The 18,652-nt window shown below is 68.8% G+C and carries 18 protein-coding genes and 2 pseudogenes; 8 read left to right on the top strand and 12 right to left on the bottom strand.

The window, feature by feature from the left end; all coding sequences use genetic code 11:
- From IPZ69_RS17550 to IPZ69_RS17500, 11 genes are all read right to left on the bottom strand, one after another.
- Positions 1-1,314, bottom strand: coding sequence for an MCE family protein (locus IPZ69_RS17550; protein WP_235455065.1), 1,314 nt, complete (start codon positions 1,312-1,314; stop codon positions 1-3).
- On the bottom strand, positions 1,311-2,585 hold the full coding sequence (locus tag IPZ69_RS17545) for an MCE family protein (RefSeq protein WP_235455064.1): 1,275 nt from the start codon (positions 2,583-2,585) through the stop codon (positions 1,311-1,313). The genes IPZ69_RS17550 and IPZ69_RS17545 overlap by 4 nt, the downstream gene beginning before the upstream one ends.
- A complete protein-coding gene (locus IPZ69_RS17540) occupies positions 2,582-3,691 on the bottom strand; it encodes an MCE family protein (RefSeq protein WP_235455063.1) in 1,110 nt (369 codons plus the stop codon). Before IPZ69_RS17540 ends, IPZ69_RS17545 begins: the two co-directional genes overlap by 4 nt.
- Positions 3,688-4,689, bottom strand: a complete 1,002-nt coding sequence (locus tag IPZ69_RS17535; protein WP_374293347.1) for an MCE family protein — start codon at positions 4,687-4,689, stop codon at positions 3,688-3,690. The genes IPZ69_RS17540 and IPZ69_RS17535 overlap by 4 nt, the downstream gene beginning before the upstream one ends.
- A 242-nt stretch (positions 4,690-4,931) precedes the next feature.
- Positions 4,932-5,972, bottom strand: a complete 1,041-nt coding sequence (locus tag IPZ69_RS17530) for an MCE family protein (protein ID WP_235455062.1) — start codon at positions 5,970-5,972, stop codon at positions 4,932-4,934.
- Positions 5,969-7,216, bottom strand: coding sequence for an MCE family protein (locus tag IPZ69_RS17525; RefSeq protein WP_235455084.1), 1,248 nt, complete (start codon positions 7,214-7,216; stop codon positions 5,969-5,971). The genes IPZ69_RS17530 and IPZ69_RS17525 overlap by 4 nt, the downstream gene beginning before the upstream one ends.
- Positions 7,217-7,236: 20 nt before the next feature.
- Positions 7,237-8,061 (bottom strand): MlaE family ABC transporter permease, encoded by an 825-nt coding sequence (locus tag IPZ69_RS17520; protein ID WP_235455061.1) that lies wholly within the window; start codon positions 8,059-8,061, stop codon positions 7,237-7,239.
- Between the two features lie 3 nt (positions 8,062-8,064).
- Positions 8,065-8,835 (bottom strand): MlaE family ABC transporter permease, encoded by a 771-nt coding sequence (locus tag IPZ69_RS17515; protein ID WP_093478077.1) that lies wholly within the window; start codon positions 8,833-8,835, stop codon positions 8,065-8,067.
- Complete coding sequence (locus IPZ69_RS17510) at positions 8,832-9,761, bottom strand: ABC transporter ATP-binding protein (RefSeq protein WP_235455060.1); 930 nt, start codon at positions 9,759-9,761, stop codon at positions 8,832-8,834. The genes IPZ69_RS17515 and IPZ69_RS17510 overlap by 4 nt, the downstream gene beginning before the upstream one ends.
- A 109-nt stretch (positions 9,762-9,870) precedes the next feature.
- Positions 9,871-10,929, bottom strand: coding sequence for an RNA polymerase sigma factor (locus IPZ69_RS17505; protein ID WP_235455059.1), 1,059 nt, complete (start codon positions 10,927-10,929; stop codon positions 9,871-9,873).
- 53 nt (positions 10,930-10,982) lie between these two features.
- Positions 10,983-11,993, bottom strand: coding sequence for a lytic transglycosylase domain-containing protein (locus IPZ69_RS17500; protein WP_235455058.1), 1,011 nt, complete (start codon positions 11,991-11,993; stop codon positions 10,983-10,985).
- 436 nt (positions 11,994-12,429) lie between these two features.
- Here IPZ69_RS17500 and IPZ69_RS17495 point away from each other — a divergent pair, with 436 nt between their 5' ends.
- From IPZ69_RS17495 to IPZ69_RS17480, 5 genes and pseudogenes are all read left to right on the top strand, one after another.
- The gene (locus IPZ69_RS17495; protein ID WP_235455057.1) at positions 12,430-12,585 is read left to right on the top strand and encodes a hypothetical protein; all 156 of its coding nucleotides are present in this window, start codon (positions 12,430-12,432) and stop codon (positions 12,583-12,585) included.
- 72 nt (positions 12,586-12,657) lie between these two features.
- Positions 12,658-13,064: pseudogene (locus IPZ69_RS48095) on the top strand (IS6 family transposase); the annotation flags it as partial.
- 25 nt (positions 13,065-13,089) lie between these two features.
- A pseudogene (locus IPZ69_RS17490) lies at positions 13,090-13,536 on the top strand (transposase); the annotation flags it as partial.
- Positions 13,506-14,384 (top strand): SDR family oxidoreductase, encoded by an 879-nt coding sequence (locus IPZ69_RS17485; RefSeq protein ID WP_235455056.1) that lies wholly within the window; start codon positions 13,506-13,508, stop codon positions 14,382-14,384. The pseudogene IPZ69_RS17490 and the gene IPZ69_RS17485, both read left to right, overlap by 31 nt.
- A 160-nt stretch (positions 14,385-14,544) precedes the next feature.
- Complete coding sequence (locus tag IPZ69_RS17480) at positions 14,545-15,120, top strand: GNAT family N-acetyltransferase (protein ID WP_235455055.1); 576 nt, start codon at positions 14,545-14,547, stop codon at positions 15,118-15,120.
- 138 nt (positions 15,121-15,258) lie between these two features.
- Here the strand turns inward: IPZ69_RS17480 and IPZ69_RS17475 are convergent, their stop codons facing one another.
- Positions 15,259-16,197, bottom strand: coding sequence for a squalene/phytoene synthase family protein (locus tag IPZ69_RS17475; RefSeq protein ID WP_235455054.1), 939 nt, complete (start codon positions 16,195-16,197; stop codon positions 15,259-15,261).
- Between the two features lie 537 nt (positions 16,198-16,734).
- On the opposite strand from IPZ69_RS17475, the gene IPZ69_RS17470 reads away from it, so the two are divergent.
- The 3 genes from IPZ69_RS17470 (at position 16,735) to IPZ69_RS17460 (ending at position 18,502) form a co-directional block, all read left to right on the top strand.
- A complete protein-coding gene (locus IPZ69_RS17470) occupies positions 16,735-17,220 on the top strand; it encodes a DUF2975 domain-containing protein (protein WP_235455053.1) in 486 nt (161 codons plus the stop codon).
- On the top strand, positions 17,220-17,441 hold the full coding sequence (locus IPZ69_RS17465) for a helix-turn-helix domain-containing protein (RefSeq protein WP_232650045.1): 222 nt from the start codon (positions 17,220-17,222) through the stop codon (positions 17,439-17,441). Before IPZ69_RS17470 ends, IPZ69_RS17465 begins: the two co-directional genes overlap by 1 nt.
- Before the next feature lie 389 nt (positions 17,442-17,830).
- Entirely contained in the window at positions 17,831-18,502 is a 672-nt protein-coding gene (locus IPZ69_RS17460) for a hypothetical protein (RefSeq protein WP_235455052.1), read from the top strand.
- The last annotated feature ends 150 nt before the right edge of the window (positions 18,503-18,652 follow it).

Raw genomic sequence — 18,652 nt, 5'->3', positions numbered from 1 at the left:
TCACGCCATCGGTCCCACGAGCAGCCATTGCCACGACTCCTTTCCGAACACGGTTTGTTCTCCGCCCGTCGAGCCGATCTCGACGGGCGTTCCGTCCGGGCCGATGGGGGTCCCTCCCTGCTCGAGCGCAGCCGAGAGCGTGGGGGAGGTGCCGGTCTCCGGGTCGTACGGGGCCACGAACGCGGCCTGGTCGGTGCTGTACCGCCCGGTCGTCGCGCCGGGCGCGTTCTGCGCTCCCCGCACGGAGGTCTTGCTGCCGCGCGGTGCCGTGCAGCGCGCGTCGGTGTTCGCCGGGCGCGTGCCGGTGTCGGCGGGGTCGCGCCGCTGGGTGCCGTAGCCTCGGGTGCACGCGGGAGGGTCGTCGGCGTTCACGGTGAGCCCGAAGTGGGTGGTGCCGTCGCCGGGGATGACCGTGTAGCTGCCCGCGACATTGAGCGGGAGTGTGACCAGGGCCTGTTCGACGCCGGGCAGCCGGGCCATGGTGATCTGGCCGCCGCTGATGAGGTTGGCCAGCAGGACCGGCACGTGCGGCCGCGTGGACTTCAGCAGGGACTCGACCTCTTGCGCGGCGGGCGCAGTGTTGCCGATGAGCCGGCGCAGATCGCCGTCGCTCGACTTCAACTGCTCGGTGAGCGTGGCGAGATCGCGGGAGAACGACTTGATGGCCGAGCCCTGGTCGGCCTGTGTCTTGAGCACCTTCCGCGAGTCCTCGATCAGCGAGACCGTCTGGGGGAGCGACTCGGATGCCGACTCCACCAGCGCGTTGCCGGAGTCCACCAGCCGGCTCAGGTTCGGTCCGGTGCCGGCGAACGCCTTGCCCAGTTCGTCGACGGTGACCCGCAGATCGTCCTTGCCGACAGAGTTGACCAGCCGGTCGAGGCTGAGGACCAGGTCGGTGACCGGCAGCGGGGTCCGGGTGCGACTGCGTGGGATCGGACTGCCGTCCATGAGGTACGGCCCGTCCGACCGCCGTGGCTGGAGGTCGACGTACTGCTCACCCACCGCCGACCGGTCGGCGATCACCGCGAGCGTGTCGGCCGGGATCCTCGGGGCGCCGTCCTCGATCTTCAGCGCCACCGAGATCCCGGACCCGGTCAGCCGCAGATCCTCCACGCGGCCCACGGGCACGCCTCGGTAGGTGACCTCGGCGCCGGGGAAGACGCCCCCGGACTCGGCGAAGTCGGCGCGCACGGTGTACCCGCGGTGCAGGACGTCGTCCACCAGGCCCGTGTACCGGGCGCCGACGTATGACACGCCGAGGGCGGTCACGGCCGTGAAGGCGAGCAACTGGGCTCTGACCGTACGTGTGATCACGGCAGTATCCCCTTCAGCATCAGCTCGGCAAGGCCCGGATCGACCCCCGGCGGAAGGCGACGCGAGCCGTCTCCGGTGCCGTAGGCAGCGGTGCACACCGGCGGGCACAGCAGGGTGCTGCCGTCGGAGGGCGTCGTGGGTATGGCGGGCACGGAGGGCGCGGAGGGGGTGCCCGGCAGGGACGGGATGGACGGGACAGGGGTGGGAGTGGGGACGCCGGGAAGACGCGGTGTCCCGGGGGCCGGGGACTTCCCGCCCTTGCCAGGCTTGCCGGTGACGTTGCCGTAGAGGTCCGCCAGGTCGAGATCGGCGGTGATCTTCAGGTTGACGTAGTCGCCCTTGACGGCGTCCGTCGCGTTGCGCGGGAACGGGTAAGTGGTGAGGATTTCGAGGGAGTTGGGCAGGTCGTCGCCCGCCTTGTTCAGTTCCCGCAGGATGGGCTGAAGCTTCTTCAGGTTGGCGACGGTGTCGTCGTGGGAAGCGTTCACCACCTTGGTGCCGGTCTTGCCGAGGTTGGACAGGGCGGTGAGCATCTTCGTCAGGTCCTTGCGCTGGTCGGCGAGGGCCTTCAGGGCGGGCGGCATGGTGTCGACGGCCAGGGCGATCGTCTTCTTCTCCTTCTTCAGCCGCTTTGCGAGCCGGTCGACGCCCTTCAACGCGCGCACGATCTCCGCCCGCTGGTCGTCGAGGCCGCCGAGGAACGCGTCGAGCTGCTTGAACAGTGACCTGACCCGGTCCTCGCGGCCGCTGAGGGCCTTGTTCAACTCGACGGTGATCGTCTTCAGGTTGGCTACCCCGCCGCCGTTGAGCAGCGCGGACAGGGCCGACAGTACTTCCTCGACCTCCGGGTTGCGGCCGCTGCGGGACAGTGGGATGCGGTCGCCGTCGCGGAGCCGTCCGACGGGCCGATTGCCGGCCGGAGCGGACAGGGCGACGTACTTCTCGCCGAGCATGCTGGTCTGCCTCAGATCGGCGACCGCGTTGCCGGGCAGCTTCACCGAGTCGGCGATCCTGAGCCGCACGCGGGCGTGCCAGCCGTTCAGTTCCACCTTCTCGACCGCGCCGACGGTGACGTTGTTGACCTTGACCGCCGACTGGGGCACCAGGTCCAGGACGTCCCGGAACTCGACGGTGACGTGGTAGGCGTGACCGTCCGAGGCGGCGCCGCCGGGGAGCGGGACGTCGTACCAGCCGTTGAACTCGCAGCCCGTCAGCAGCAGCGAACCGACCGCCGTCCAGGCGGCCACCAGCCCCTTGGATTGCACGCTCATGCCGGTGCCCCCAGAATTCCGCCGAGGGTCTTGTCGACCGTGCCCGTCGACGCCGGGGCCGACGGAACCTTGGGCAGGGAGTCGAAGAGCTTCTTCAGCCCGGCACAGTTGTCGTGGTCGTCGCCGGTCGTCTTCAGGATCGAGCAGAGGAGAGCTGACGGATCCTGCGAGGCTTGCGCGTTGTTGCGAGTGTCGAGGGTGCCGGCGGCGGGGTTGTAGGCGTTCTGCAGGTTCGACAGGCCCGTGGGGGCGACGGTCAACAGTTCCTTGAGAGCGTCCCGTTGGGTGACGAGGACCTTGGTGACCTTGGCCAGGCCCTGCACGTCCGCGGTCAGCGCCTTCTTGTTGCCCTTCACGAAGCCGGACACGTCGCCGAGTGCGGCGGCCAGATACTTCAGCGCGGCCGCGAGATCCTTGCGCTCCCCGGCGAGCTGCCCGGCCACGTCGGCGAGGTCGGTGTTGAACGACCGCACGCTGGTGTCGTCCGCCGCCAGCGCGGCCGTGAACACCTGAAGGTTCCGCACGGTCCCGAACAGGTCGCCGCGCCCGTCGGACAGCGTCGTGACCGCCTGGGACAGGTCCTCCACCGTCTGGTTGAGGTTCTCGCCCTGCCCCTGGAGGTTGTCCGCGCTCACCCCGAGCAGCCGGGACAGCGAGCCCTTCTTGTTGGCCCCGTTCGGGCCGAGTGCCTCGGCGGTGGTGTGCAGGCTGTCGAAGATCCGGTCCAGCTCGACGGGGACGGCCGTACGGGACTCGGGGATGACGTCTCCGTCCCGCAGCACCGCGCCCTTGCGGTACACCGGCAGCAGCTGCACGTAACGGTCGCTGACCACCGAGGAGTTGACGATGGCGACCTGTGCGTCGGCGGGGACCTTGCGGCCCCGGTCGTATTCCAGGTCCACCCGCACCCGGTCGCCCTCCGGGGTGATCTTCCTGACCTCGCCGATGCGGACGCCCAGGACGCGGACGTCGGAACCGGGGTAGATGCCGACGGTGCGCGGGAAGTACGCCGTGACACGGATGGGACCGGGGCCCGGCCACAGAACGACGGCGAGGCCGACGACGATCGCGAGCGCGGTGAACAGGGCCAGGAGTCGGCGGGTCATCGGGTGCCTCCCGTCCGCGGCGTGACCGGGGCGGCGACCAGGTTCTGGACGTAGGAGTCGAACCAGCGGCCGTTGCCGAGGGTGTTGGTGAAGAGCCGTACGTAGGGCGCGAGCAGCCGGACGCTGCGGTCGAGGCTCGTCTGGTTGCGTTCGAGCATCGTCACGAAGGTGTTGAGGTTCTTCAGTGCGGGCCCGATCTCCTTGCTGTTGTCGTCGACCAGGCCGGACAGTTCGATGCCCAGCAGCGCGGAGCTCTTGAGCAGCTTGTGGATCGCCGCCCGCCGCTTGCCGATCTCCCGGAACAGGGCGTCACCGTCCTTCACCAGCGCGGAGAAGTCCTTCGTATGACCGGCCAGCACTTCGGTGACTCCGTTGGCATGGTCGAGGAGCCCGCGCAGCGCCTTGTCACGGGCGGCGACGGTCCGGGAGATCCGCGACAGCCCCTTGATCGACGCCCGCACCTCTTCGGGGGAGTCCTGGAAGGTGACGGAGACCGTGTCCAGAGCCTTGGCAAGCCGGTCTGTGTCGACCTCTTCGGTGGTGGTCGTCAGGTCGCTGAACGCTTGGACGACGTCGTACGCCGACACGGTCCGCCGGAGCGGGATCTCGCTGCCCGGCTTCAACTGGCCGGGCCCCTTCGGGTACAGGGCCAGGTACTTCGCGCCGAGGATCGTCTTGACACGGATCGACGCACCCGTGTCGGTCCCGAACGCCGGGTGGCCCTTCACCTTGAAGGTCACCTTGACGTGGTCGCCGTCCAGGTCGACGTCCTCGACCTTGCCGACCTTGACCCCGGCGATCCGTATCTCGTCGCCCGGCTTGAGCCCGCCGGCCTCGGAGAAGGCCGCGCTGTAGGTGTCGCCGCCGCCGATCAGCGGCAGGCTGTCCGCGTTGAAGGCGGCAACGGTGAGCAGCGCGAGGACGGTGAGGCCGACGGCGCCGACGACCACGGCGTTGCGCTCACGGAAGGGCTTCAGGCGCGGGCGCTTGAGCCGGATCCTGGGCAGCTTGGGCGGCAGGACGCGTACTTTCACGAGGGGTTCGGGTCGGGGTTTGCGCTTCGGCAGGAGCCTGGGGAGTTTGGGCAGCTTGGGCGGCAGGACGCGTACTTTCACGAGGGGTTCGGGTCGGGGTTTGCGCTTCGGCAGCAGTCTGGGGAGTTTGGGCAGCTTGGGCGGCAGGACGCGTACCTTCACCAGCGGCTCGGGTCGGCGGACACTGCGCCGCCTGATGCGCATGCTCATCCGCCACACCTCGCCCGTGCCACGTGCAGCTCCGGAGTGATCACCCGCTTGGTCTTCGGCAGCACGATCCGGCCGTCGAAGTCGCAGAGGTAGAAGTTGAACCACGAGCCGTACGAGGCGGTCCCCGTCAGCTTCTCCAGCTTGTTCGGCAGCCGCTTCAGGACGCCCTCCACGGTGTTCTCGTTCTTGTTCAGCGTTCCGGTGAGATCGCCGAGCCCGGCGATGTCGTCCTTCAGCGGTGGACGCGCGTCCTTCAGCAGCCCCGACGTGACGTCCGTGAGGTCGCCGATGCTCACCAGCGACTCCCCGATGGGCCTGCGGTCGGCGGACAGCCCCGAGACCACCCGGCGCAGCTGCGTGAGCAGCCCGGAGAAGCGCGAGCCGCGCTTGTCGAGCGTCTCCAGGACGGTGTTGAGGTTGTCGATCACCGATCCGATCAGTTTGTCGCGGTCGGCGAGGGTGCTGGTGAGCGACGCCGTGTGCGCGAGCAGGCTGTTCACCGTGCCGCCCTCGCCCTGGAGGGTCTGGACGATCTCGGTGGCGAGCTGGTTGACGTCGCTCGGACTGAGCGCGGCGAACAGCGGCTTGAAGCCGTTCAGCAGGGCGTTGAGGTCCAGCGCCGGCTGGGTCCGGGACAGCGGGATGGTGCCGCCCGGCCGCAGCCGGGCGGTGACGTCGCCCGTGCCCTCGGTGAGCGCGATGTACCGCTGCCCGACCAGGTTGCGGTAGCGGACGACTGCGTGGGTCCCGGCGAGCAGCGGCCGGTCCGTGCTGACGGTGAACGTGACCTCCGCCAGGGTCCGGTCCTTGATCCGGATACCCCCGACCTCTCCCACCCGCACTCCGGCCACCCGGATGTCGTCGCCGGTCTCCAGCCCGGTGACGTCGGTGAACACCGCGTGATAGGTGTCCTTGGGGGTGAAGGAGACGTTGACGATGGTGGCGGCGAGCAGCGCCGTCGCCGCGATCGTGACCAGCGCGAAGAGGCTGAACTTGACCAGCGGGGCAGCGGTCTGCCGGGCTCCTGACCTGCTCATGCGACACTCACCGCCGTTCCGCGCGCGAGCGGTCCGAACAGCAGGGTCGCCACGGGCGGCACCTGGTCCGCGGGGACGCCCATGACGGGGGCCACGAGCGAGCCGACGGCCCGCTGCTCGGCCCGGGTGGCGGACACGTCGACACTTCCGGGGAGTGCGCCACTGGAACCTCCGGCCGACGTACCGTCATTGAGATGGGGTTTCGGGCCAGGCACCTGAGGATGCGGTAGGCCACGGCAGTTCGGGCCGGATCGCTCGCCGTACACCGGCTCCTCACCGGGTCGGTACGCCCCCTGCGGCCGGACGATCTCAAGGGTGATCCGCATCTCGCCGCCCCGGAAAGCGTCCTCCGACGCTTTCTCCTGCCGGACCAGGCCCTGGAACAGGCACGGGTACTCGGGGGAGTAGCGGGCGAACAGCTCCAGCGTGGGGCGGGAGACCCGGCCCAGGGTGATCAGCCGGTCGCCGTTCTCGGACAGGAAGTCGTTCGCCGTGCCCGCCACGGAGGCGGTCGCGCGCAGAGCCGAGGCCAACTGGCTCCTCTTCTCGACGATCGTTCGGCTGGTGGTGGCCGTGTTGCGCAGGATCCGCATCAGGTCGGGCGCGGCGTCGCCGTACACCTCGGCGACGTCCGCGAACCGCGTGATGTCCTCCTTGAGGGAGGGCATGTGCGGGTTGAGGCGGCGCAGGTAGCCCTCGACCCGGGTGAGGTTGTCGCCGATCCGGTCGCCGCGGCCCTCCAGCGCGGTGGCGAATGCCGAGAGCGTGGCGTTGAGTTCACCCGGCCGGACCGTGCGCAGCAGTGGCAGCAGGTCGTTCATCAGCTGCTGCACCTCGATGCCGACCTTCGTGCGGTCCTGGGTGATGACGTCGCCCGCACGGATGGGCCGGGCCGACGCGTGCGCGGCGCCGGCGGGAGCGACGAGGTCTACGTACTTCTCGCCGAACAGCGTCTTGGGCAGCAGCCGCGCGTGCACGTCCGAGGGGATGTACGACACGTACTGCGGCTTGAGCGCGATGTCGAGGGTCGCCTTCGTGCCGTCGGCGTGCACCTCGCGCACCTCGCCGACCAGCAGCCCGCGCAGCTTGACGTCGGCGCGTGGATCGAGCTGGTTGCCGAGGGTGTCGGCCTCCAGGGTGACGGGAACGACGGAGGTGAACGCCTGCTGGTAGACGGCCACCGCGAGCGACAGCAGCAGCGCGAGCACGGCGAGGAACGCGATGCCGTACAGCCTGAGTCTCATTCTGTGCGTGCGCACCGCTCTCACCCCGCTATCCGTACGGTCGTGTTGGCGCCCCAGATCGCGAGGCTCAGGAAGAAGTCCAGGACGTTGATGGCGACGATCGAGGTCCGCACCGCCCGGCCCACCGCGACGCCGACACCGGCCGGGCCGCCGCTCGCGTGGTAGCCGTAGTAGCAGTGCACCAGGATGATCAGCAGGGCGAAGACGATCACCTTGCCGAAGGACCAGAACACGTCGACGGGCGGCAGGTACTGGTGGAAGTAGTGGTCGTACGTGCCGGTCGACTGTCCGTAGTAGCCGGTGGTGATGGTGCGGGCGGCCAGGTACGAGGACAGCAGCCCGATCACGTACAGCGGGATCACCGCGACGAAGCCGGCGATCATCCGCGTCGTCACCAGGAACGGCAGCGACGGGACGCCCATCACCTCCAGCGCGTCGGTCTCCTCGCTGATCCGCATCGCACCGAGCTGCGCGGTGAACCCGGCGCCGACCGTCGCGGACAGAGCGAGTCCGGCCACCAGCGGGGCGATCTCCCGGGTGTTGAAGTACGCCGACAGGAACGCCACGAAGTTGGAGGTGCCGAGCTGGTTGAGGGCCGCGTAGCCCTGGAGGCCGACCTCGGTGCCGGTGAAGAAGGACAGGAACGCGATCACACCGACCGTGCCGCCGACGACGGCGAGCGCGCCGCGCCCGAAGCTCACCTCGGCGAGCAGCCGCAGGATCTCCTTCTTGTAGCGGCGCAGGGTGCGGCCCGTCCAAGCCAAGGAGCGTCCGTAGAAGGAGAGTTGGGCGCCCAGCTCTTCGAGTGAGCGCAAGGGGCGATCGAGGAGCTTTTGCGGTCTCATCGGCTACCCCCTCTGCGGGACGACCTGGAAGTACACGGCAGTCATCACGAAGTTGGTCACGAACAGCAACATGAAGGTGATCACCACGGACTGGTTGACGGCATCGCCCACGCCCTTCGGACCGCCCTGCGCGGTCAGCCCCTTGTACGAGGCGACAATCGCCGCGATGGCCCCGAACACCAGCGCCTTGATCTCCGCCGCCCACAGGTCGGACAGCTGGGCGAGGGTGGTGAAGGACGCCAGGTAGGCGCCGGGAGTGCCGTGTTGGAGGACGACGTTGAAGAAGTAGCCGCCCGCGACACCGACCACCGAGACGAGGCCGTTGAGCAGCACGGCCACGACCATCGACGCCAGCACCCGCGGTACGACGAGCCGGTGGATCGGGTCGATGCCGAGCACCTGCATCGCGTCGATCTCGTCCCGGATCTTGCGCGCCCCGAGGTCCGCGCAGATCGCCGTGCCACCCGCGCCTGCGATCAGCAGCGCGGTGACGATCGGCGAGGCCTCCCGCAGCACGGCGAGCACGGACGCGGCACCGGAGAAGGACTGTGCGCCCAACTGCCTGGTCAGGCTGCCGATCTGTAGCGCGATGACCGCCCCGAAGGGGATCGAGACCAAAGCCGTCGGCAGGATCGTGACGCTCGCGACGAACCACGCCTGCTGGATGAACTCCCGTGCCTGGAAGGGGCGTCGGGGGAGGGTCCGGACGACGTCCAGTGCCATCGCGAAGAGGTTGCCCGAGTGCCGGAGGGCACCCGTCGGGGAGAGTCTCATGTGCCCGTCACCCCTGTCCCGTGCAGCTCCGCCTCGCGTCTGGCGATCGCCTCCCAGCGGGGCGGCCGGGTGATGCCGGGGCTGGGGAGCAGGCGGGGAGTCAGCGCATCGGCCGAGCCGCCCTCGTCGATCTGGGCCAGCTCCTGCTCGACCTGGGCCGCGTCCTTCTCCTCCGCCATGCCGATCGGCCCCTGCATCCGGCCGTTCAGGAACTGCCGTACGACGGGCTCGTCACTGGCCAGCAGCTTCGCGCGGGGCCCGAACATCACCAGCTCGCGCCGGAACAGCAGCCCGATGTTGTCCGGGACCTGACGGGCCGAGGCGATGTCGTGGGTGACGATCAGGAAGGTCGCGTCGATCTGTGCGTTGAGGTCGACGATGAGCTGGTTGAGGTAGGCCACGCGGACCGGGTCCAGGCCCGAGTCCGGCTCGTCGAACAGGATGATCTCCGGGTTCAGGACCAGGGCACGGGCGAGCCCGGCCCGCTTGCGCATACCGCCGGAGATCTCGCCGGGCAGCTTCCCCTCGGCGCCGATCAGCCCGACCATGTCCATCTTTTCGAGGACGATCCGCTTGATCTCGCTCTCGGACTTGCGGGTGTGCTCGCGCAGCGGGAAGGCGATGTTGTCGTACAGGTTCATCGAGCCGAACAACGCGCCGTCCTGGAACAGCACGCCGAACAGCTTCCGTACCTCGTACAGGTCGTGCTCGCGCAGGCGGGTGATGTCCCGGCCCGCGACCTTCACGGAGCCCCGCTCCGGCTTCAGCAGCCCCACGAGCGTCTTGAGGAACACCGACTTGCCCGTCCCCGAGGGGCCGAGCATGACCGAGACCTCCCCGGCGGGCAGCGTCAGCGAGACGTCCTGCCAGATGACCTGGTGGCCGAAGGACTTGGTCAGCCCTTCCACACAGATCTCGATACCCATCCGGTTGCACCCTTCGCCCGTGGAGCAGCTCCGACATCTGCTCTACGGGGAGGGGAGGGGCGTCCGTCGCGGCGGACGAAGAATTTTTTACGGACGTGTGTACGGGGTGCTACGGCAGCTTCGGCGACGGCATGCGCGAAGGCGACTTCGGGGCGGGGACGGAGAGCGGAGCGGTCGGTACGGCCGAGGCCGGGGGAAGCGACGGAACCGACGAGGCGGCCGACTTCGTCGGCAGGTCCGGCACGGCGGTCGGCAGGCCCGGCACCTTCGGCACCTCGGGCACCTGCGGGACCTGCGGTGCCGACAGCTCCGGGAGCGGGGACGCGGACACGTCCGGCAGGGGCGGCACAGGCAGCGGCAGGGACGTTTCCCCGGCGGGTGACGGCGTCCGGTCCCGGGCCCCGGGCGCCGGGCGCGAGGGGGCGGGCGTCCTGGGGGCGTGCCCGCGGCCCGTGGCCTCGGTGCGCAGGACCTGCGCATCGCTGGACACCACCGGCCGTGGCGCCGGACCGTTCTCGTTTCCGCCCCCGTCGAGCGCGTACGGCAGCACGAATCCCGCCACCACCAGGGTCGCCGCCGTCGAGGTGACCGCGACCGCCTGGGCATGGGTGCCCCCGCGCATCCGCCCGCGCCCGACCAGGAACAGCACCAGTGCGAGCGTCCCGGCCAGCGAGGCGCGCAGTGTCCGCCGTGCCCGGGCTAGCAGCGACTCGACGGTCCGGTAGCTGAGCCCCATCCGTACCGCGACCTGGCTCACGTCCAGGTCCTCGGACCTCAGCCGGAGCGCCTCCGCCTGCCGGGCGGGCAGCTCACCGCTGCGCACGGCGAGCCACTTCGCCTCTGCCCGGTCGCACACCGCCTCCTCGACGGGTACCGGGCCCGGTGCGACGAGTCTAGGGCGGCTGCCCACCTCGGCCTCGCGGTTGACCTGTCGGTGCCGGTCGACGCACAGCCGCATCGTCACCGTCGTCAGCCAGGCGCCGAGCCGCTCGTCGTCGAGGTCCGGGCGCTCCGCGGCCCGCAGCATCGCCTCGTGAACGGCGTCCTCGGCGTCCTCCTGGCTCATGGATCGCCGCCGAGCCACCTTGAGCAGGTGTTCGCGATGGCTCCAGACGCGCTGCCAACGCTCGTCCCCGGCCGCTGTGTCCGCAGGCATGTCCGTCGCCATGAGGGCCCCTTCGCACTCACCCGCCGGTCCTGTGCTTCCGGCGGGTGGCGACATTACCGCCGAGTAGTGGCAGTTGTGGAGGGGGTGACGCGCATCGTGTTCCAGCCGTTGCCGGTGGTCAGCGGCCCAGCGTCGGGCAGCACACCGCCGCTGGGCAGCGTGAGGGTCGGCTCGGGGAGGGGAACCCGCGGCGTCCCGGACTCCTTCGGGACGCCGGCCTTGGGGGTCGGGCTGGGGGAGGGGGAGGTGGGCGACGTCGACGGCGTGCGCGAAGGATCAGGCCCCGTCTTCCGGTCGTCCGACGGCTTCGGCGACGAGGGCTTCGGCGTCTTCGTCCGGTCCGACCGGGATCCGTCGGACGCGTCCGGCACCACGCGATGTCCGGTCAGGTAGTACGCGTACCACGCTGTGACGGTGCGCAGATAGGCGTCCGAGTGGTTGTAGCCCAAGACCGCCCGGTTCAGGTCGGCGGGGTTCGACAGGTCCCGGCCGCCCGCGCACAGGTAGCGGCCGGCGGCGAGCGCCGCGTCGTAGACGTTGTTCGGGTCCGTCCGTCCGTCGCCGTTGCCGTCCGCTCCCCAGCGGGCCCAGGTGGACGGGATGAACTGCATAGGACCGACCGCGCGGTCGTACACCGTGTCCTCGTCGTACGCGCCGTCGTCGGTGTCCGCCACGACGGCGAAGGCGCCGCCGGTCAGCCGCGGGCCGAGGATGGGCTTCACGGTCGTACCGTCCGGGGTCACCCAGCCGCCCCGTGCCTGCCCGGACTCCACCTGACCGATCGCGGCCAGCAGCTGCCAGTGCAACCGGCAGCGGGGCGCGCTGCGCGCCAGCTCCCCCTCGGCACGCCGGTACGCCGCGAACACGCTCGCGGGCAGGGCACCGCCGCCTGTCACGCCCTGTGCCGAGCCCTTCTTCCGCGCCCGCAGCGGGGGAAGACCAGTGCGGTATGGAGTGTCGCCGGAGACGCTGAGGTCGTGCTCGGCGGGTGCCGCCCTCCGCGCGGGCTCCGCGGCCTCGGCCGAAACCACCCTCGGCGCTTGCGACGCGGTCAGCACGGCCATCGCCGTCACCGCGATCGCCGTACCCCTGGCACCCCTCGATGCCCCCTTGAGTGCACGCGATGTCACTGTGCAGTCCCCTCCGTGGATGAATCCGTCGTCTGCTCTACGCGGCCGGAGGGCAGGTCCGTCGCGCGGAACCGGGGGAAACGGGCGGGCGCGTCATCGGGGGCGGGGTACGCATGGGCGTCCGTCGAGATCTTGTCCATAACGGGCCCGAACTGCGTGCAGTCCGCCCGCTGTCCGACGGTCGTCAGGGGCAGTGGGCGGTAGTGGCCGTCCGCACTGAGGTGGCGCTGCGTGGTGAGCCCGCACGCCCCGCGAGCGGCCCAGGCCCTCGCCTTCCGTACCACTTCCGTCGGCCTGCCGTGGAGGTTCTGCCACGCCGCTTCGCCTCGGTGTTCCGTCGGTACGTCCCCCTTTGAGGCGGGAGCCGGCGGTGTTCGGCGTGGGCGCCAGGCGTGTGCTGATGTGCCCGCACGATGGTGGCGTCGGCCGTGATGTGCCGGTCGACCTCGCCTGTCGCGTCGGCTTCGGCCTGACGGTGATCGCCGAGGTGCTCTCGACGCGGCCGGTTGCGGCACTGTCAATTTGAGTGGCGGGTGTCGAGTGAGGAACGATCGTCGGGTTTGTTGATCTCCGGGAGGGTCCTGTGGTGGAGGGCGCCGGGGTGGCGGTCGCCGCGGTGCTGCGCCGCCGTCGGCCGCGGGCTGGCGACGAATGGCACTTCGACGCAGTGTTCGTCAAGTTCAACGGGGTGCGGGGCACTGTCTGTGGCGGGCCGTCGATCAGGACACCGCCACTTGATGTCCTCGGTCGAGCACCCTTCCCACAAGGGCCTCTGAACAACCGGGCCGAGAACGCGCACCATCCCACCCGCTGGCGCGAACGCGCGATGAAAAGGCTTACGGTCCACCGGCCCGGACTCAGCGATTCCTGTCGGCGTTCAGCTGCATCTCACCGCACTTCCGGCCCCGCCGTCACTTGCTCAGCGCACCCGAATACCGCGCCGAGATGCAGCACCGCTTCACCATCTGGAACCGGATAACCGGCACAACCACCGCCAGGGCCTGAGCCGCCACCGTCGCAGGCCCTCCGTGGCTGCTATTCCATCGGCGACGACCGGCTGTTGGGGGTCAGCCGCCGCCGCAATGGCACCGCCAACGCCCTGGCCGCGCTGAAGTCGATCCGCGCGGCCCGACCCTACGGGCCCCATCTATGTCATCCTGGACAACCTCTCTGGCTACACCGGCGCCGACATCCGCCGGCGGGCCCAGAAGAGCAAGTCGAGGTGTGCTTCACTCCGACCTACGCCTCCTGGGCCAACCCGATCGAGGCCCAATTCGGCCCGCTGCGGCAGTTCACCCTGGCCAACTCCCGCCACCACAGCCACCCTGTGCAGACCCGGGCCCTGCATGGCTACCTGCGCTGGAGCAACGCCCACGCCCGCCATTCCGATGTGCTCGCCGCCCAACGAAAGGAACGGTCCCAGGATGGTGCGTTCCGGTTCTTGGCATGTCCGCTGTTATCGCCTGGGAGGATGTGACGATGATTCTGGTGACTGGCGCGAGCGGAAATGTCGGAACGGCTCTCCTCACTCGTCTTCATGCCGACGGCGTGGCCGCGCGGGCGGCTTACCGTGATCCGAACACCACGGCTCAGGTGATCAAGGCAGGCGGTCATGCAGTGACGCTCGACCTGGCCATGCCGGACACGATCGGTCCTGCGCTCGATGGCATCGAGGCCGTATTCCTTCTCGGCGCAACGAGCCCCGCCCAAACGACGCACGAACTCAACCTGCTGGAAGCCGCCCGTGCGGTGGGTGTCTGGGTGGTCAAGCTGTCGGTCTGGAGGGCCGACGAGGGACTCTCACCGATCGCCCGGCTACATCAGCCTGTCGAACACTCGCTGGTTACGTCCGGTTTGCCCTGGACGATCTTGCGTCCCAACTTCTACCTGCAGAACTTCCTGCGTCAGCGGTCCATCCGCGAGGTCGGGGAGTTCAGCTTCCCATTGATCACTGCACCCATAAGCTTCATCGACATCGGCGATATCGCCTGTGTCGCGGCGAGGGTTCTCACCACGGATGGCCACGACGGCTGCGTCTATGACCTCACCGGGCCGAAGGCGCTGACCTACGCTGAAGCCGCCGAAGTGCTGTCCGACGTCCTCGGCAAGTCGGTGCGCTATGTGGGCCTGCCGGACGACGAAGCGCGCGCGGCAATGCTGAGTCGCGGGATGCCGGAGTTCCACGTCGATGCCCTGATCGGAGTTGCCCGCGCGTACCGCGACGGCGGTGCCGAGACTGTCACTTCAACCGTGGCAGACCTCACGGGCCATGCAGCCATCGGTTTTGCAGACTTCGTGCGCCAGAACCGCAACTTCTTCGATTGACCATGGTCCTGATCGGCCTGCACCCGGTGCGAGATCACCGAAAGCCGGTGCCCTGCTGACGAGCGCCGGCAGCACCATCACCCGCTGGACTGCCAACCTGGCTGATCGGACAGCCTCCCGACCTGGCCAGATCTGCAATCACAGACCTAGGCTGCCGGTCATGAATCCGGCAATGACCAGCACTGCGACTACTGAGCCCGCCATCCTCGACGCCAAGGAGTTGACGTCCGATTCGGAGCTGGAAGCCCGGTTTGCCGAGTCGGCCCACCAGATCCTGGCGGAGCTGGTCAGGGGAGGTGCTGCGCTGGGCTGGGTCGAACCACCCTCGCGGGACGAGGTGGCGGAACACCTCGGCCTCGTCATCTCTGCGGTGCAGGTTGGGGATGCGGCCCTGCGTGCCGCTTACCTCGACCGTCGGCTTGTGGGGTTGGGGTACTGGCTGCGCTACGCCCGACCGACCCATCGGCCACACGCCGATCTTGAGAAGATCGCGGTAGATGCTGCTGCCCAGGGGCGTGGCGTCGGTCGGGCGCTGGCAGACGCCTTGATCGCTGACGCCCGGGCGTCGGGTGTCGAGGTCCTCACCCTGGACGCCCGTGGTGACAACACCAGTGCCCTGCACCTCTACCGGTCGCTGGGCTTCACTGAATACGGTCGTCTCGCCGACTTCGTCGCCGTCGGCGAACACCGCTACGACAAGCTCTTCTACATGATGGACTTCCGCCGGCAAGACTGACCACTCATCCTCCCGGCACAGCGCCGCCCACGGCATCCGTCACGCCCCGAAGTAACCTGCACCGTTAAAGACCTCTAGCCGTTCCGAGTCGCCCTTCTGCTCGGTGCGGTAGGTGGCCGGTACTCGGCATCCCAGCTACTACTGCGCGCGACGCTGTTGGATGCGTGCGCGACGGTACTGCCGGGCGAGGACCCGCAGGGAAGCCGGCCCTGACGGCCCCGTCCCGTGGCGAAGCAGTGATCCCCCCGCGTGTCTTACCGCGTGAAGCTGAAGCTCCTGGACAGCAATGAGGGCATCAAGGAACGGCTGATGCTCGGCCGCAACGAGTGAAGGAAGCGTCCGGCACCCCGCGAGAGCCGCCTCGGCGAGATCGGCCTGTGCACGGACCAGTTTCTCCAGCGCGGGCGCGCACGCCTCCGAGCGGGCGCGCAGGTCGTCAAACTTCAAGCCGTACCGAGCCAGTTCATCTGCCGGGATGCCGATTCGGCCGCTCGCGGCATCTTCGGGCAGGTCGGCCAGGAAGTCGCATCGCTGCCACCCTTCGATCAGGGCCCGGCACCCGCGAACGAACGGCTCGTCCGCTCCGGCGGTCGGATCGGGCGCGAGTAGCGAGGCGGTCAGCATCAGGCCGGGCAGTGAGTAGCTGTCCACGTAGGCCTGGAAGTCGTCCTCCGTGTCGAAACCGGTCCAAGCAGCTTCGACCGGAGCGCCGTCAAGGAAGGCGCGCACCCGTGCACCCATGTGGGGGTGACGGCGCGTGGTGTCCCACAGAGCCAAGAGGGCGTCTTGGGCAGGTGGCCCGCTGCTCGCCAGTGCTTTTGTGGTCTCGGCGTCCCAGGCACGCAGCGCCGCCTGACGGGCGGTCACGTCGCCCGCATCGATCAGTTCGTCGGTCGCATGCATGTACGCCACCGCAGCGATGACGGGCGGGTGAAGGCGCGCCGGCAGCAGCAGGCGCACGGCGACGTACTCATGCAGCGCGAATCTGCGCACTGGCCTTCGCTGGGCATCGTAGGTCTCCCGCAGACGCGGATCAGTGATTCCGGCCCTTGTCAGGGCGGCAGACCAACGGATCATGGTTCTCCTAGTGTTCGGCTGTTCGGCTGTTCGGCTGTTCGGCAAGCACGGTGGGCTGGATCGGCTAGCCGTACATGAGCATCCGGGCCGCCCTGAGAAGGACACGGGGTCGGGTGAGTCGAGCGTCAGGTGCGGAACGCGCTTCGGTGCAGGGAGGTTTGATGGCGCAGAACGCACTGTCCTTGGTGTGGCGGTTGCTTCCCTTGATCATAGGATCGAATCCTTGCCGGCGACCACGGTCAGGGCCCTCTACACGTTGCTCTCCACCTTCTACGTGAAGATCATGCCGAGTGCCGCCACCGTGTTTTGCGGGGCCACCGAACAGCCAGGGCTTCGGCGTCGTTGAGTGGCGTCCGATTTGTGCTCGAGCGAGGCCGACTTCTACAGGATCAAGAAGGTTCGCGTGAACGCCATGCCACGGGAGGGGGCGACGGCGTTCCGCCACAGTGTGAAACCGCCCCCACCCTCCGTCCCGACTCTTGCTCTGCCTATCGAAAGTCGATAGATTTCCATCGCAACTCGTTGGAAGGGTGGGTCATGGGAAAGCTGACAGTGCGTGCGCTGCGTGCCGTGCTCGTGGTGGTGCTCGTCGGCACCGTGTTCGTACAGGCAGGGATGGTGTGGGCATTGGCCACCGACCCGGAGGACGGGTCGCTCCCGCTGACCCCGCTGCGCGTGATGACGATCCTGGGCATGGTGTCCGCCCAGTTCGCCCTGGTCTGCGTATGGCGGCTGGTGACGATGGTGCGACGCGGAACCGTGTTCTCCCACGCCGCTTTCCGGTACGTGGACGGGATGATCGGCGCGATCGTGGCGGCTGCCCTCGTGTGGTTCGCGGTCACGGCCATCAATGCGCCGGGCCAGCGGGACGACCCGGGCGTCACCGTCATCATGGCCGGGATCGGCGTGGCCATCCTGGGGGTCGCACTCATCGTGCTCGTGCTCCGGATGCTGCTTGCCCAGGCCGTCGCACGCGACGTCGAAGCGGCGCAGATGCAGGCCGAGTTGGACGAGGTGATCTAATGCCGATCGCCGTCGACATCGACGTGATGCTGGCCAGGCGGAAGATGTCCGTGGGTGAGCTCGCCGAGCGCGTAGGGATCACGCCCGCCAACCTGGCGGTACTCAAGAACGGCCGCGCCAAGGCGGTGCGCTTCGCTACGCTCGCCGCCCTCTGCGAGGTACTCAAGTGCCAGCCGGGCGACCTGCTGCGCTGGGAGGCCGAGGACGCCGCGGGCGGATGACGTGCCCCAGGGTGGGCGTGAAAACCTCGAGGTCGCGGGCATCACGGACCTGGATGCCGTCCTGGACGATCCGCGGTGGGTCGAATGGCGCGGCCGGTGCCGCCCACGCGTGGAGCGACGCCTGACCTCACCGTGGCCACTGACACATGCACACGTCGTGTCGCAAGCGCAACGAGCCCGCCTCGGTGAGCGACACAGTACGTCGCGGCGTGCGTCTCGTCCGCCGTGGACCTGCGGGTACCCGGGACGGCATGCGACTTCATGGCGCGTGTGCTGCGCTTGTAGGAGTGGACGGGCCCGCGGCACGCCCCGGGCCCGTTCATCGGCGGGCCGCTGCCGACGGGCGGTCCGGGCGCTGGCGCGGAGAGCGGCTGTCAGAAAGAGGAGCCATGTCCCACACCACGAAAGCGGCGCGGCACCTGAGCGGTCTGCGGAACGCTCGTTACGGTGAGATCCTTCTCATCTCGCCGTGCGAGGACGGTCATATCAAGGCGTCCGTTTACAACACCTTTGGTCTCAACGACTGTCCGCTGCAGCTGTGGAACGCGCTCGACCCCCGCGCGCTGGCAGAGCAGCTCCAGGTGTCGATGGTGTTCCTGAACGGACCTCGCTTCTGGACGATTGACGAGGTCACGGCGTTCGAGTGGGGGGACATCGCGACGTTCGACAGTCTTGAGGCCCGCTGCGTGGCCGAGGTCCGCATCCCCCCGGAGATCGACCTCACCGGGGCAGCGGCCAAGAAGTTCTACGTCGATACCACCGTGAAACGCGACACCGAATACGTCCTGTCCCGCAAGAAGCCGGTGTACGCACTGGTCGCCCCGGGCGACCGCACCTACATTTTGCAGGCGTACTCCCACACCGTGGATGACAGCCAGACGCTGGACTCTTTGGCCACACTCGGCCAACGTCTTCGGCTTCCACAAGGCTGGGAGTACCGGGTCCGTACCCTGGAAGAAAACCTTGTCGTGCGAACGGTCTCGGGCGAGGCCCATGTCGTACAGGACGAGTTGGAGAACACCTACATGCTCCTTCACCCCCGTGACGGAGCTCCGTCGTAACCCGCGGCTCGCCCGATCCGTAGCTGGTCCGTCTCCGATCCGGATCGACGGCACTCGGTCAATCGGTCATCCCATTCTGAAGCCATGCGGGTTGGCCGACAGGTCGCGGCCCGCGCAGCGGCGGGCGTCGGCCCACGCGTCGTGTCTGCT

The sequence above is a fragment of the Streptomyces olivochromogenes genome (genome assembly GCF_021538895.1).
In the GTDB taxonomy this organism is placed as follows: Bacteria; Actinomycetota; Actinomycetes; order Streptomycetales; family Streptomycetaceae; genus Streptomyces; species Streptomyces olivochromogenes_A.
The sequence above is the reverse complement of the archived record's forward strand: the minus strand, read 5'-3'. Positions and strand labels throughout refer to the sequence as shown.

Bases quoted from the DNA above. Each gene is read 5' to 3' on its own strand.
- IPZ69_RS17545 (WP_235455064.1), bottom strand. From the start codon at position 2,585: ATGAGCGTGCAATCCAAGGGGCTGGTGGCCGCCTGGACGGCGGTCGGT.
- IPZ69_RS17510 (WP_235455060.1), bottom strand. From the start codon at position 9,761: ATGGGTATCGAGATCTGTGTGGAAGGGCTGACCAAGTCCTTCGGCCAC.
- IPZ69_RS17500 (WP_235455058.1), bottom strand. From the start codon at position 11,993: ATGGCCGTGCTGACCGCGTCGCAAGCGCCGAGGGTGGTTTCGGCCGAG.
- IPZ69_RS17485 (WP_235455056.1), top strand. From the start codon at position 13,506: ATGTCCGCTGTTATCGCCTGGGAGGATGTGACGATGATTCTGGTGACT.
- IPZ69_RS17460 (WP_235455052.1), top strand. From the start codon at position 17,831: ATGTCCCACACCACGAAAGCGGCGCGGCACCTGAGCGGTCTGCGGAAC.
- IPZ69_RS17525 (WP_235455084.1), bottom strand. From the start codon at position 7,216: ATGAGACTCAGGCTGTACGGCATCGCGTTCCTCGCCGTGCTCGCGCTG.
- IPZ69_RS17505 (WP_235455059.1), bottom strand. From the start codon at position 10,929: ATGGCGACGGACATGCCTGCGGACACAGCGGCCGGGGACGAGCGTTGG.
- IPZ69_RS17480 (WP_235455055.1), top strand. From the start codon at position 14,545: ATGAATCCGGCAATGACCAGCACTGCGACTACTGAGCCCGCCATCCTC.
- IPZ69_RS17530 (WP_235455062.1), bottom strand. From the start codon at position 5,972: ATGAGCAGGTCAGGAGCCCGGCAGACCGCTGCCCCGCTGGTCAAGTTC.
- IPZ69_RS17470 (WP_235455053.1), top strand. From the start codon at position 16,735: ATGGGAAAGCTGACAGTGCGTGCGCTGCGTGCCGTGCTCGTGGTGGTG.
- IPZ69_RS17515 (WP_093478077.1), bottom strand. From the start codon at position 8,835: ATGAGACTCTCCCCGACGGGTGCCCTCCGGCACTCGGGCAACCTCTTC.
- IPZ69_RS17475 (WP_235455054.1), bottom strand. From the start codon at position 16,197: ATGATCCGTTGGTCTGCCGCCCTGACAAGGGCCGGAATCACTGATCCG.
- IPZ69_RS17520 (WP_235455061.1), bottom strand. From the start codon at position 8,061: ATGAGACCGCAAAAGCTCCTCGATCGCCCCTTGCGCTCACTCGAAGAG.
- IPZ69_RS17465 (WP_232650045.1), top strand. From the start codon at position 17,220: ATGCCGATCGCCGTCGACATCGACGTGATGCTGGCCAGGCGGAAGATG.
- IPZ69_RS17540 (WP_235455063.1), bottom strand. From the start codon at position 3,691: ATGACCCGCCGACTCCTGGCCCTGTTCACCGCGCTCGCGATCGTCGTC.